Source organism: Salinicola sp. NYA28a, assembly GCF_976982775.1.
Window position 1 is genome coordinate 470,272 of record NZ_OZ334582.1, and the last position, 12,336, is coordinate 482,607.

The 12,336-nt window shown below is 64.7% G+C and carries 14 protein-coding genes; 11 read left to right on the forward strand and 3 right to left on the reverse strand.

The genetic code is table 11. The features are described 5' to 3' along the window. Nucleotides 1-60 precede the first annotated feature (60 nt). Entirely contained in the window at nt 61-534 is a 474-nt protein-coding gene (locus ACWHY3_RS02225; protein ID WP_087719139.1) for a Dps family protein, read from the reverse strand. A 182-nt stretch (nt 535-716) separates the two neighbouring features. Next, on the reverse strand, nt 717-1,853 hold the full coding sequence (locus ACWHY3_RS02230; RefSeq protein ID WP_448127480.1) for a glycerate kinase: 1,137 nt from the start codon (nt 1,851-1,853) through the stop codon (nt 717-719). Nucleotides 1,854-2,148: 295 nt separating this feature from the next. Between ACWHY3_RS02230 and ACWHY3_RS02235 the strand changes: the two genes are divergently transcribed. The 5 genes from ACWHY3_RS02235 (at nt 2,149) to ACWHY3_RS02255 (ending at nt 5,965) form a co-directional block, all read left to right on the forward strand. After that, complete coding sequence (locus ACWHY3_RS02235) at nt 2,149-3,180, forward strand: sodium:calcium antiporter (RefSeq protein WP_256961221.1); 1,032 nt, start codon at nt 2,149-2,151, stop codon at nt 3,178-3,180. Between the two features lie 67 nt (nt 3,181-3,247). Beyond that, nucleotides 3,248-3,835 carry a hypothetical protein gene (locus ACWHY3_RS02240; protein WP_448127481.1) on the forward strand — a complete coding sequence of 196 codons (588 nt, stop codon included), beginning with the start codon at nt 3,248-3,250 and terminating at the stop codon, nt 3,833-3,835. Next, complete coding sequence (locus tag ACWHY3_RS02245; protein ID WP_332779092.1) at nt 3,832-4,278, forward strand: hypothetical protein; 447 nt, start codon at nt 3,832-3,834, stop codon at nt 4,276-4,278. The genes ACWHY3_RS02240 and ACWHY3_RS02245 overlap by 4 nt, the downstream gene beginning before the upstream one ends. Before the next feature lie 5 nt (nt 4,279-4,283). Continuing rightward, complete coding sequence (locus ACWHY3_RS02250; RefSeq protein ID WP_448128130.1) at nt 4,284-4,961, forward strand: DUF1007 family protein; 678 nt, start codon at nt 4,284-4,286, stop codon at nt 4,959-4,961. Further along, a complete protein-coding gene (locus ACWHY3_RS02255; protein ID WP_448127482.1) occupies nt 4,949-5,965 on the forward strand; it encodes a nickel/cobalt transporter in 1,017 nt (338 codons plus the stop codon). Before ACWHY3_RS02250 ends, ACWHY3_RS02255 begins: the two co-directional genes overlap by 13 nt. Before the next feature lie 125 nt (nt 5,966-6,090). Here the strand turns inward: ACWHY3_RS02255 and ACWHY3_RS02260 are convergent, their stop codons facing one another. After that, nucleotides 6,091-6,516 (reverse strand): HIT domain-containing protein, encoded by a 426-nt coding sequence (locus tag ACWHY3_RS02260; RefSeq protein WP_303854107.1) that lies wholly within the window; start codon nt 6,514-6,516, stop codon nt 6,091-6,093. 186 nt (nt 6,517-6,702) lie between these two features. Between ACWHY3_RS02260 and ACWHY3_RS02265 the strand changes: the two genes are divergently transcribed. The 6 genes from ACWHY3_RS02265 to ACWHY3_RS02290 all read left to right on the forward strand — a co-directional run bounded on the left by ACWHY3_RS02265 (nt 6,703) and on the right by ACWHY3_RS02290 (nt 12,330). Continuing rightward, entirely contained in the window at nt 6,703-6,831 is a 129-nt protein-coding gene (locus ACWHY3_RS02265) for an entericidin A/B family lipoprotein (RefSeq protein ID WP_083387449.1), read from the forward strand. A 468-nt stretch (nt 6,832-7,299) separates the two neighbouring features. Then, nucleotides 7,300-7,431, forward strand: a complete 132-nt coding sequence (locus ACWHY3_RS02270) for an entericidin A/B family lipoprotein (RefSeq protein ID WP_071232719.1) — start codon at nt 7,300-7,302, stop codon at nt 7,429-7,431. 192 nt (nt 7,432-7,623) lie between these two features. Then, nucleotides 7,624-8,415, forward strand: coding sequence for a formate dehydrogenase accessory sulfurtransferase FdhD (locus ACWHY3_RS02275; RefSeq protein WP_087719133.1), 792 nt, complete (start codon nt 7,624-7,626; stop codon nt 8,413-8,415). A 407-nt stretch (nt 8,416-8,822) separates the two neighbouring features. Beyond that, nucleotides 8,823-11,204 carry an FdhF/YdeP family oxidoreductase gene (locus ACWHY3_RS02280; protein ID WP_448127483.1) on the forward strand — a complete coding sequence of 794 codons (2,382 nt, stop codon included), beginning with the start codon at nt 8,823-8,825 and terminating at the stop codon, nt 11,202-11,204. Further along, nucleotides 11,197-11,499 (forward strand): hypothetical protein, encoded by a 303-nt coding sequence (locus ACWHY3_RS02285; RefSeq protein WP_087719131.1) that lies wholly within the window; start codon nt 11,197-11,199, stop codon nt 11,497-11,499. Before ACWHY3_RS02280 ends, ACWHY3_RS02285 begins: the two co-directional genes overlap by 8 nt. 69 nt (nt 11,500-11,568) lie before the next feature. Beyond that, the gene (locus ACWHY3_RS02290; RefSeq protein WP_448127484.1) at nt 11,569-12,330 is read left to right on the forward strand and encodes an SDR family NAD(P)-dependent oxidoreductase; all 762 of its coding nucleotides are present in this window, start codon (nt 11,569-11,571) and stop codon (nt 12,328-12,330) included. Nucleotides 12,331-12,336: the final 6 nt, after the last annotated feature.

Below are 12,336 nucleotides of genomic sequence, written 5' to 3' on the forward strand. Positions count from 1 at the left end.
CGCAGGCGGCTTTTCTGTCGGCAGGCTTCGCCCTGTTTTCCAATAGGTTACGCTGAATACTCAGCCCAGATAGGCGTTGAGCATCCACACGGTCTTTTCCTGCTCGCGAATGTAATCGCTGGCCAGAGAGGCGGTGCCTTCATCGTCGGCATCGCTGGCCTGGGAGAGCAGCTCGCGCTGGAGCTCGATCAGAACCTGAAAGCCTTTCACCAGGCCCTGAACGCACTGCTTGCCGTCGGAAACCTGCTTGTCTTCCTGAATCTGGGAAATCTTGGCGTAGTCACTGTAGGCGTGCAGCGGCTGGTAACCCAGCGTCAGGATGCGCTCGGCCACTTCGTCGACCTTGGTCAGCAGGTCGGTGTAGATCTCTTCGAATTTGGCATGGAGCTCGAAGAACTGCTCACCCTTGACGTTCCAGTGATAGCCGCGAGTGTTCATGTAGAACACCTGATAGTTGGCCAGCAGGGCGTTGAGCTTTTCCGCAAGCTGGGACGCACTGGAAGCGTGTAGACCAATGGCATTGGTATCGGACATGAGATCTCTCCTTGAAGGTGCTGATAGTCAGTCTAGCCGGGCGCTGCGTCGAGGCCCACTCAAGCGTCGGTATAGGACGGATAGTGTCGTTCTATCATGTTGTGACGTGCTGCGCTGTCTTGAAGATATCAGGGCAGCACGAGAGGAAAGCAAGGGGTTGGGGCGAGCGAAATGTCGCACCCCTAGCGAGGAGCGACCTGCCAGAGCCGGGCCAGTGTCCGCGCGCGATCGCTCAGCAGTTCGCCGCAGCGTGACAGCGCCTCGTCCAGTGTGATCGGGCCGTCCGCCAGGGCAAACGCGGCCGTGATGCCGTGATCGAAGGCGGCCTGCCACTGGTCTCCCAGGCGCCCGACCAGCGCGACGGTGGGAACGCCGAAGCGTTCGGCACGGCGAGCGATGCCGATCGGTGTCTTGCCCGACAGGCTCTGGCCGTCCAGCTGGCCTTCGCCGGTGATCACCCAGTCGGCATCGGCGAGCAATTCGTCGAATTTGACCTGCTCCATGACCAGCTCGATGCCGGGGCGCAGCGTGGCACCCAGGAAGGCCCGCGCGGCGAAGCCCATCCCGCCAGCGGCACCGGCACCCGGCAGTTCGCGGAAATCCTCCCCCAGGGCGTGCGCCGCGTGATCGGCGAAGTGGGAAAGCGCGCGGTCGAGCCGTTCGACGTCGGCGCTGGTGGCGCCTTTCTGCGGGCCGAAGATGGCGCTGGCACCCCGCGGACCGAGCAGCGGGTTGTCGACGTCGACGGCGGTCCTCACCTCCAGCGAGGCCAGGCGAGGGTCGAGCCCGTCGAGATCGAGCGTCGCCAGGTCGGCCAGCGCGGCGCCGCCCGGCGGGAGGGGCCGGTCTTCGCTGTCGAGCAGGCGGGCACCAAGGGCCGCCAGCATGCCGGCGCCGGCATCGTTGGTGGCACTGCCGCCCAACGTCAGTACCAGCGAGCGGGCACCGGCATCCAGCGCCGCCTCGATCAGTTGGCCGACGCCGAAGGTGGTGCTGTGGAGCGCGGTGCGCTCCTCGCGTTCGAGCTGCTGCAGGCCGCTGGCTTCGGCCAGTTCGACGAACGCGGTGAGAGTGGCCTGGTGCCAGCCCCAGGCTGCGGTGGCCTCGCGCCCCAGCGCGTCCTGCACGTTCGCCGTGCGCCGCTCGGCACCGGTGGCCGCCAGCAGCGCATCCAGCGTGCCTTCACCGCCATCGCCCATCGGGCACTCATGCAAGGTGGCATCGGGCAGCTCCCGCTTCAGGCCGGCGGCAATGGCGGCGGCGGCGTCGCGGGCGGAGAGCGCATCCTTGAAGCTGTCGGGGGCGATGACGATGTTCATGGAATCCTCTATGACCATGGCAAATAGCAAATAACATTCTTCGCCTATGACAGCGAGAAAGTCGTCCTTAAACGAGGATAGCCGAATCGAAGAATGAAACGCTCGGGTGAATCTCACAAAAAACTGCGCGACAGCAGTAGATCGGCATGAGGAGGTACCCATAAAGCGCAAGGACGTATTCGTCACAGCTGAGCCATCGCTAGCCGGTTGAGGCGTGAACGACTAGCGTTGGATGGGGCGGCTGCTGTTGGTCGTCAGTTGCCTTTTCATACCGTGCCCCGCTAAAGGAATAGCCGTGCCCCTCGACTTCCTCACCCTGTCTTTACCGCTGGCGATAGGGATCTTCATCGCCTGTGCATTGATCATCGGCACCGCCGGCACCTATCTGGCGGGCGTAGCCGACCGCCTGGCCGACCGCACCGGCCTTGGCGAAGCGATTGCCGGCGCGATCCTGCTGGGCGCGACGACGTCGCTGCCCGGTATCGTCGTGTCGGTCTCCTCTGCCTGGCAGGGCCAGCCGGAACTGGCGATGAGCAATGGGCTGGGCGGTATCGCGGTGCAGACGGCGTTTCTGGCCCTGGCCGACCTGACCTATCGCCGCGCCAATCTCGAACACGCCGCGCCCTCGATCGGCAACCTGATGCAGAGCGGCTTGCTGGTCTGTCTGCTGGCCCTGCTGTTAGTCGGCGTTTATACCCCTCCGGTGACCTTCTTCGGTGTGCATCCAGTTACACCTTTGCTGTTCGCCGGTTATCTCTACGGACTGGCCAAGGTTCGTAGTGCCCAGCAACATCCGATGTGGTCACCGACGCAGACGAAGGAGACCTTTGCCGATGAGCCGCCAGCGTCTTCCTCGCAGGAGTCGCTATCCGGCTTGTGGCTGCGTTTCGTGCTGCTGGCGGCCGTGCTGGCCGTGACCGGTCTGGTGCTCGAGCGTGCGGCGACCGTGATTGGCGACGAGACGGGGCTTTCGGCCACAGCGGTCGGGGCGTTGCTGACCGCTGTGGTGACTTCGCTGCCCGAACTGGTGACCTCGATCGCGGCGGTGCGGCGTGGCGCGTTGACTCTGGCGGTTAGCGGCATCATCGGTGGCAATGCCTTCGATACGCTGTTTGTCGCGGCGTCGGATATCGCTTACCGCGACGGCTCGATCTACCACGTCGTTTCTAATCAAGTACTGCTATGGATCGCGATTACCATCGTGATGACCGGTGTGATGATGCTGGGCCTGATTCGCCGTGAGGAACAGAACTGGGGCGGGATCGGCTTCGAGAGCGCGATCATATTGATGCTTTATGCCCTGGGAGGTGTGCTGGTGATGATCTGAGCGTGGTAACGCCCATGGCTAACTGGCATGCTGAACGCTGTTCGCAATCCCCCGCGAGGAGGCTGTCATGAACGATCGACGATGTCGGATTGGGCGCTGGATGGCTCTCTTTATCGGGCTCGGATTGCTGAGCGGTTGCCAGACGCTGTCGGCACCGGCGCCCACCTCGGCAGCCGGCGGCAATGCGTTACCGGCTGCCTGCCGCTGGCCGGCCGGCAGTGCCGATCCGCTGGAGCGGCTGCGGGCCACGCGCGAGGCGCTCGAGAGCCAGGGCTATACCATTCTCGATACCGATGCCACGCTGGGTCTGGTCAGCGCCGAGCGCAAGACCGCACAACCGGGCCTCGGCGCGGTGGAGAGTCCGTTCGGCCGTACCGGCTTCTGGGGCGGCTTCGGCTTGGGAGGGAGGAATGGCTACTCGCTGGGTGTGTTCCAGAACTTCGGCGGAGGCTACAACACCGACCCGGTCCAGATCGAGCGCGTTTCGGTGGTGACACCGGAGCAGACGACCCTGGTCGACCGTGATTCGGTGATGGTCGATTACAACGGCTATCTGATCGATGCACGCAGCTACAACCAGCCCTCGTTCTGCCAGCAGTTGCGACAGGAGATCGATACCCGCCTGAACAGGACCGCTGGGGAGGCAACGCCATGAATCATCGCAAGATGCCCGCGCTTAGGCGGCGTACGGCATCCCATTCCCGACCTTGGCGAGTCGCCTGTCTGGGGCTGCTGATCGGCATGCTTTCGCTGGCTGGCTGTGCCGTCGCGCCGCAACCGCAGCCACGGAGTATCGCCGTCGAGGCGACGGCAGAAGCCACGCTCAAGGCAACGCTCGCGATGCTGGCCGAGCGCGGGTTCGTGATCCGTCACGCCGATGGCGACCTGGGCCAGATCGATGCCGTGCTGGCGTCTCGCTCCGGTTACGAGATCCACGCCCAGGTCTCCAGTGGCGGCGAACGTCCGCCGGGGCTGGTCATCCAGAACGGCGATACCTTCCTCACCCTGAGCGGCCGGCGCGGCGGCCAGCCACTGGATGCGCTGGAGCTCGATCCGCTGTTCATCGACGTTCAGAATCGGTTGGGATTGCTGCCTTGAAGAGAGTGTTGTCTCGTTGTCGCTATGGCTGGCTGGGCCTGGGGATCGCCCTGTGTCTGGGAGAGCCTTCGGCGGCATTGGCCCACCCGCACGGCTGGGTCGACATGAGCATCGAGGGGATCTTCGATGACGAGGGAAACCTGACCGCGCTGCGTCAGCGCTGGCGCATGGACCCGTTCTACAGTCAGGTGGTGATGGAAGAGATGGCGACTGTCGACGACGGCACCAGCATGGCCGAGCGTCTCGATGCGCTGGGCGCCGAGATCCGCAACAACCTCGCCACCCAGCACAACCTGACCACGATCACTCTCGGCGGCGAAGCCTTGGCTCAGGGAGACGTCAGCGATACCAATACCGACTATCGCGACGAGCGGTTGATCTACGACTTCGTGCTGCCGCTGGCGACGCCGCAACCGTTGGGCGGTCGTACCTTGCGCTATCGGATCTTCGATCCGACCTACTACATCGAGATGGTCCACGAGGCCAACGAGGATGGCTCCCGGCCGATGCCTGGCGCCCTGACGCTGGAAAACGCCCCCGAGGGGTGCGCCTCGGTCGTCGTCAAGGCAACGCCGGATCCGCAGAAAGTGATGGAAGCGGCGATGCTGGACAAGAGCGAGACCGGCGAGCCGAATCTCGGCCGCTTCTTTGCCGAGACCGGAGAGATCACGTGCCCCGGTTGAATGCGTTGCTGAAAGTGCTGATTCCGCTGGCACTGCTGGCCGCCATCGGCGTGGCGGGGTATTCGCTGGGCTGGTGGCAGCAGGCTGCGGTACGCATCGTGTACTGGCAGGGCGAGTTCTACCACGCTCTGGTCGAGGCGGTCACCGCGCTCAAGCGTACGCCGAACGCGACGACCTGGGGCTTGCTGCTCGGCGTGAGCTTCGGCTACGGCGTCTTTCATGCGGCGGGGCCGGGCCATGGCAAGGTGGTGCTTAGCACGTATCTGGCCTCGCAGGGCGGTGCCTGGCGCCGTGCACTGGGCCTTTCCGCGCTGGCGGCCTTGCTTCAGGGCGTAATGGCGATCGCCATCATCGGCGTGCTGGTCTTCGGTCTGGGCTGGCTGACCCGACAGGCCATGGGCAGCATCGAGCAGGCCGAGCTGGTCAGCTTCGCCGTCGTCTCGCTGCTGGGGTTCTGGCTCTGCGTGCGTTCGCTGCGTCGTCTATGGCGTTCCCGTCACGCCGGTTCGCTCGCGCAGGAGGGCATTCATGGGCAGCGCCATGCACATGGAGCGCACTGCAGTTGCGGGCACGAGCATCATGTCGACCCGCGCAAGGCGAGCGATTGGCGCGTGGCCCTGCTGACGGTGCTCTCGATCGGGATTCGGCCCTGTAGCGGCGCCGTCCTGCTGCTGGGCGCGGCCGCGCTGCTGGACCAGTTCGGCAAGGGCGTGGTGTCGGTGTTGGCGATGTCGGCGGGAACGGCGCTGACCGTCTCGGTGCTGGCGCTGCTCAGCGTCGTGGCGCGGGATTGGGTCAAGCGTCATCTCAAGCCGGCGGCTGGTGGCGGTCAGTGGCAGGCCTGGATCGGCCTGGCGGGCGGGGCGCTGATACTCGTGCTGGGGCTATCGCTGACGCTGGCGCAGTGGCAGCGAGGGCCGGCCGCCGCGCCGCCCATGCTGGGCGCACCTACGGCACAGCAGTCCGAACCTGCCCCGGGGCCATTCGGATCGGGGCGCGGCTGATTCTGGATCGTCTCGAGCCGAAGCGTGAAACTCATGGTCGGTTCGTCGGTTCGTCGGTTCGTCGGTTCGTCGGTTCGTCGGTTCGTCGGTTCGTCGGTTCGTCGGTTCGTCGGTTCGCCAAGTCGTCAGCTGGAGAGACCGGCTTCGCTCGCCAGTCGAACGATTTCGTCGCGGCGCCGTTCGAGCGCGTCGTCGGCATAGGTCTCGGCCTCTCCCTGACCCCAGACCGGGCCCGGCCAGGCGGCATCGCCCTGAAAACGTACGATCACATGCAGATGGAGCTGCGGCACCAGATTGCCCAGCGTGGCAACGTTCAGCTTGTCGCCGCGATAGTGGTGCATCATCGCCTGGCCCAGTCGAGTGGCTTCCTGCCACAGACGCGCCTGATCGTCGGGGGACAGATCGTAGATCTCGACGACACCGTCGCGCTGCGGGACCAGAATGACCCAGGGGTAGCGCGCATCCCGGCTCAGGCGGACCTGGCACAACCTCAGGTCGATGACGTGGACACTATCCTGCTGCAGGCGTGCGTCGAGCGTGAAAAGGGACATGGCGGCTCCGGCTGGAAGGCGACGAAGAACAAGATCGAAAGAGAGGACTCGAGGCGCCACTTTACGTCGCTGCCATGAAGGCGTCGAGTTGCGCGGCGACCGCGGGAACGGTGGTAAGATTTCGGCGTTGCCGCCGTGATAGAAGTAAGCGCTATCGAAAGGCGGCCCTGTGACGAGGATAGGACGATGAAAGCTGGATGGGGATGGCTGGCCATTGGCTGCCTGTTACTGACACTGAGTGCCTGCAATACGATGCATGGGCTGGGCCAGGATATCGAACGCGGCGGCGAGAAGATCCAGAACGCTTCCCGCTAGGGTCTGTTGACGTTTCAGCGCGAACCGCGTTGCTGCGCCAAATGGCGCCAGGCCAGGCGCGGGATGCAGAGAAGGGTGGTTCCCTTTTCCAATCCCGCAACGCCGCATGGCGCCATTTGGCGCGCAACCCGAAGGGCCGGGCCAGTTTTTGCACGGTGCTGCGTTATTCGTCGTTCATTTGGAATGACCAAACTACGCTCCTCACGCCTTGCCCCGCACAAAAACTGGCTCCGGCGCGGCCGTGCATGAAACGTCAACAGACCCTAGGCCCTTTGCCGTCTCGGCGCGACCCACGTTGCCGTGCATGAAACGGCGATAGGCCGGCAGTTTGGATGCGAAATCCGACAGTTAGACAAGTCGTGTTGCGCGTTTTTCACGACTTTCTGCTACCTTGATGACAGGCCGATAACAAAACGGCCCGGATGAGCCAAGAATTCATCCGTCTAAAACGTTAAGGAGGACGACACCATGAAACGCCTGATTGCTTTCTCTCTGTTCGCACTGTTCAGCGCCGGTATCCTGGCGGGATGCAACACCGTCGATGGCGCTGGCAAGGACGTCGAAGCCGGTGGCGAAGCCGTGCAGGACGCTGCCAGCTGAGTTCGAACGCCCGGTCCCGAGGATCGGGCGTTTTGCCGTTCCGCCTTGCCGGAATATCTCGCCTGATGAATATTTGGCCTGACCTCGTCCAATTCATTCCCCGCCTCGCGCACCGCCCCGTGACCCCATGATTCCGTGATAAAGTGGAGCCGTGCTTCCTCCCTGACACTCGTCGATGGAACGGAGTCATGCATGACATCGTCTTCCCGCACCCAAACGCCTCTGCCTGATCCCGATTCCTTGGCGATCTTCGATGACGCCAGCGCCTGCTCCCTCGATACGCTTCCCGGGCCGCAGGAGTCGCCCGTCTCCATCGTGTTCAACGACACCGCCTACGCTACCGTGCTGGCGACGCCGGACCAGCTCGAAGCGCTGGCGGTCGGGTTCGCGTTCAGCGAGGGCGTGATCGATCGCTACGCCGATGTCGGCGCTATCGAGATCGAGACCAGCCGCCACGGCTTCCGGGTTCGCTTGCGGGTTGCCGACCGGATCGCCCGGCGCGCCGGCAGCCAGGCGAGGGCGACGCTGTCGACCAGCGGCTGCGGCGCCTGCGGCGTGCAGGAGGAATCGCAGCTGCTCTTTGGCTTGACCCGGCTGCCCGGCACGGCGTTGCCGGAAGTCGATACCCTCGCATCGGGTCTCGAATCCCTGCGCACCGAATCCGCTCCCGGCATGCACCTGGCCCTGGGGCTTTCCGAGGCGGGCACGGTCGCCACGGTCGGCCGCGATATCGGTCGGCATAACGCCCTGGACAAGGTGATCGGCGCCAGCCTGATCGCCGGCACCCTGCTGGCGCTGGTGATGACCTCCAGCCGCTGCAGCCTGGAGCTGGTCCAGAAAAGCGTCAGGGCGAAGATCCCTGCCTTGGCGACGCTCTCCTATCCCTCCCGTCTCGCGGTCGAAGTCGCGCGCAGCTGCAACCTGACGCTGATCAACTGCCATCGTGGCAAACGGCTCGAACTGTTGAGTCGTGGCGACGGCTGAGCCACGGGTTCGGCGGAATCGATGACGGTCGATGAACATCGATGAGCATGCGAACGGTTCTGCTGCGTGCTATGCTGTGCCCCCCTGACACGACGTTGCCCTCATCGTCTTCTCGACACTCGATAGCTTCCGAAGCACGAGTGTCGTCGGCGCTCCGCTGGAGGTCGCCCTATCGCCTGTCGGCCGGCATCGTCGATCCGGTCAGCGTCGAAAGCCAGCATCGTTCGAGACGAGATCAGCAAGCATTGCCGCCAGCCGAAGACGCGCTCGGCCAACTCCGAACACGCCTGCTCCTGACGTTTTCCTGATCGAACTCGTTACCATCGACGACCGGATCCATTTGCGCTCGCGCCCCGAGCCTGCAAGCATTCGTGATCGTCGTCCGATCGTTTCCCGGGAGGAGAAACATGTCCCAGCCCCGCCAAGAATCCAGCCAGAACGCGTCCGGCGCCGATGTCATCCAGCCGGATGCGAAGATCTTCGACTATCACAACCCGGCGGGCGGCTGGGGCGCGCTGAAGTCGGTCGGCAAGCATCTGTTGCACAGCCGCTCACCGGCGCTCAATGCGCGTTCGCTGTTCAAGCTCAACCAGCCGGACGGCTTCGACTGCCCGGGATGCGCCTGGGGCGATCCGGAGCACGGCTCCTCGTTCGAGTTCTGCGAAAACGGCGTCAAGGCGGTGACCTGGGAAGCGACGGCCAAGCGTGTGACTCGCGAGTTCTTCGCCAGACACAGCGTCAGCGAACTGAAGACCTGGGACGACTATCGGCTCGAGGACCAGGGGCGACTGGTGGAGCCGATGCGCTACAACGCCGAGACCGACCACTACGAGCCGATCGCCTGGGACGACGCGCTCGAGCTGATCGCCGCCGAGCTCAAGGCGCTGCCCACGCCGGACGACGCCATCTTTTACACCTCCGGCAAGGCGGGCAACGAGTCCGCCTACGTGTTCCAGCTGCTGGCGCGCCTTTACGGCACCAACAACCTGCCGGACTGCTCCAACATGTGTCACGAAGCCAGTGGCGTGGCGCTCAATGCGGCGCTGGGCACCGGCAAGGGCAGTGTACGTCTCGAGGACTTCGAGCAGGCCGAGGCGATCTTCGTGTTCGGGCAGAACCCGGGCACCAACCATCCACGCATGCTCGGCGTCCTGCGCGAGGCCGCCGAACGGGGCGCGACCATCGTCACCTTCAACACATTGAAGGAGCGGGGGCTCGAGAAGTTCGCCGATCCGCAGAAGCCGTTCGAGATGCTGCACAACGGCAGCCACCGCATCAGCAGCCACTACTTCCGGCCCAAGCTGGGCGGCGACATGGCCGTGGTGCGCGGCATGGCCAAGGCGCTGTTCGCTCGCGATGCCGCCGGGGAGGACGTGCTCGATCACGACTTCCTGGCAGCCCATACCGCTCATTTCGAGGCCTATCGTGTCCGCGTCGAAGCGACCGACTGGGCCGCGCTGGAGGCCCAGTCCGGCCTGACCCGCGAGGAGATGGAGCAGGCCGCCGAGCTCTACGCGCGCTCCAACGCCACCATCGCCTGCTGGGCGATGGGCATCACCCAGCATGTCCATTCCGTGCCGACGGTACGCGAGATCGTCAATCTGCTGATGCTGCGCGGCAACCTTGGCAAGTCCGGCGCCGGCACCTCGCCGGTTCGCGGGCATTCCAACGTCCAGGGCGACCGCACCATGGGCATCTACGAGCAACCCTCGGATGCATTGCTCGACGCGCTGGAGGCGAAGTACGGCCGACCGATGCCGCGGGAGCACGGGGTCGATTCCGTGGCGGCGGTCGAGGCGATGCGCGACCGACCCGGCAAGGTGTTCATCGGTCTGGCCGGCAACTTCACCCGCGCGATTTCCGACAGTGTCGTCACCGAGAAGGCGATGGCCAACTGCCGGCTGACCGCGTTCATCAGCACCAAGCTCAACCGCAGCCACCTGGTCACCGGCGAGCAGGCGCTGATTCTGCCCTGCATCGGCCGCAGCGAGATCGACCGCAGCATGGATCGCAACGGAGTGGCGGGCAAGCCGCAGCTGATCACGGTGGAAGACTCGATGAGCATGGTTCACGGCTCCGCCGGTATCAACAAACCGGCGGACAAGGCGCTGCGTTCCGAGATCGCTATCCTCACCGGGATCGCGGAGCGCTTGTTTGACGAGAAAAGTCCCGCTCAGGAGAGCGCGGGTAGCGAGGCCGTCGACTGGGCGGCGATGCGTGAGGATTACGATGTCATCCGCGAGCATATCGCCGCGGTCATCCCCGGTTTCGAGGACTTCAACTCCCGCGTTCGCGCGCCGCGCGGGTTCTGGCTCGCCAATCCGGTGGCCCGACTCGAATTCGGCACCGCGACCGGCAAGGCCGAGTTTTCCGATGACGCGTTGCCGACGGTGGTGATGCACCAGCGTCTCGCCTCGCGCGAGGGTTGGCTCACGCTGCAGACGATGCGGTCCCACGATCAGTACAACACCACCGTCTACGGCTACGACGATCGCTATCGCGGCATCGAGGGCGGACGCCGGGTGATCTTCCTCAACCGGGAAGACATCGCGCGTCTGGGCTTCGAGGCAGGGCAGTGGGTCGACCTGATCGGTGAATCGGACGATGGCGTGACCCGCCGCGTCGATGGCTTCAAGATCGTTGCCTACGACACGCCCCAGGGCTGCGCCGCTGCCTACTATCCGGAGACCAATCCGCTGATCCCGCTCGATCACAAGGGCGATTTCAGCCACACGCCGGCCTCCAAGTCGATCGCCGTCAAGCTCGAGGCGAGCACGCGGCTTGCCTGAGCTCCCTGATCCGGTCGACCTGCAGCGCCAGTGGCAGGCGTTGCAGGTCGAACATCCCCAGCTCGATCCGCTGGCGGCACTGGTCCTGGTAGCCCTGAGAGCGCTCGATGCACAGGGCGACGGTGGAGAGGAGAAGACGGGGACGACCACGGCGCTGCTGTCGCGCCGTCTGGGCATCGAGCACGCCCTGATCCGACGTGCTGCGGCCGAGCTCGAAAGCGGAGGCTGGATCCTGACTCGGCCGGCTGGCGGCGCTAGCCCTGCCTTGCGGTTGATTTTGGCACCCGTTTGCTGACTCAATGCCGGTATCGAGGTTTGCCACGATCATCGGAAAACACGATCACCTGAGAAGAGGGAGCGTTGCATGCCAGACAATCATCTGCAGGGACGCGTCGCGGTCGTGACCGGCGGCGGCGTGGGTATCGGCTACGCCATTGCACAGGCATTGGCGACCGCCGGGGCACGCGTGGTGGTGACCTATCGCTCTCACGAGCCCGATGCACAAGCGCTGGCAGCGCTGACGTCCAGCAGCGGTGAAAGGGCGTTGGCCCGGTCGCTGGACGTCACCGATGAATCTGCCGTCGAGGCCTTCGCGGCGTGGCTGCGCGAAGAGGTCGGCGGTATCGATATTCTGGTCAACAACGCCGGTGGTCTGATTCAGCGCTCCACCATCGAGGAGATGCCGTTCTCGCTGTGGCGCCAGGTGCAGGCGCTCAACGTGGATTCGGTCTTTCTGGTCACCCACCATCTGCTGCCGCTGTTTCGCGAAGGGGGACGTATCGTCACGGTGTCGTCGCTGGCGGGACGCAACGGCGGTCATCCCGGCGCCACCGCCTACGCCACCGCCAAGGCAGCGCTGTTCGGCTTCACCCGCGGGCTGGCCAAGGAAGTGGCGAATCGGGGGATCACGGTCAATGCGCTGGCGCCGGGTTTCATCGAGGCGACGCCGTTCCATGCGACCTTCACTACCGACGAATCCAAGCGGGCCACCATCGAGACGATCCCCGCCGGACGCGCCGGGCTGCCCGAGGATGTCGCCTCGGCGGCAGTCTGGCTGGCGAGCGACGGCGCCGCGTTCGTCTCCGGCACCATCGTCGACGTCAACGGCGCCCAGTACTTTGGCTAAGGGCTT

Coding starts and splice junctions, on each gene's coding strand:
- ACWHY3_RS02225 (WP_087719139.1), bottom strand. CDS start 534: ATGTCCGATACCAATGCCATTGGTCTACACGCTTCCAGTGCGTCCCAG.
- ACWHY3_RS02230 (WP_448127480.1), bottom strand. CDS start 1,853: ATGAACATCGTCATCGCCCCCGACAGCTTCAAGGATGCGCTCTCCGCC.
- ACWHY3_RS02240 (WP_448127481.1), top strand. CDS start 3,248: ATGAACGATCGACGATGTCGGATTGGGCGCTGGATGGCTCTCTTTATC.
- ACWHY3_RS02245 (WP_332779092.1), top strand. CDS start 3,832: ATGAATCATCGCAAGATGCCCGCGCTTAGGCGGCGTACGGCATCCCAT.
- ACWHY3_RS02260 (WP_303854107.1), bottom strand. CDS start 6,516: ATGTCCCTTTTCACGCTCGACGCACGCCTGCAGCAGGATAGTGTCCAC.
- ACWHY3_RS02265 (WP_083387449.1), top strand. CDS start 6,703: ATGAAAGCTGGATGGGGATGGCTGGCCATTGGCTGCCTGTTACTGACA.
- ACWHY3_RS02270 (WP_071232719.1), top strand. CDS start 7,300: ATGAAACGCCTGATTGCTTTCTCTCTGTTCGCACTGTTCAGCGCCGGT.
- ACWHY3_RS02275 (WP_087719133.1), top strand. CDS start 7,624: ATGACATCGTCTTCCCGCACCCAAACGCCTCTGCCTGATCCCGATTCC.
- ACWHY3_RS02280 (WP_448127483.1), top strand. CDS start 8,823: ATGTCCCAGCCCCGCCAAGAATCCAGCCAGAACGCGTCCGGCGCCGAT.
- ACWHY3_RS02290 (WP_448127484.1), top strand. CDS start 11,569: ATGCCAGACAATCATCTGCAGGGACGCGTCGCGGTCGTGACCGGCGGC.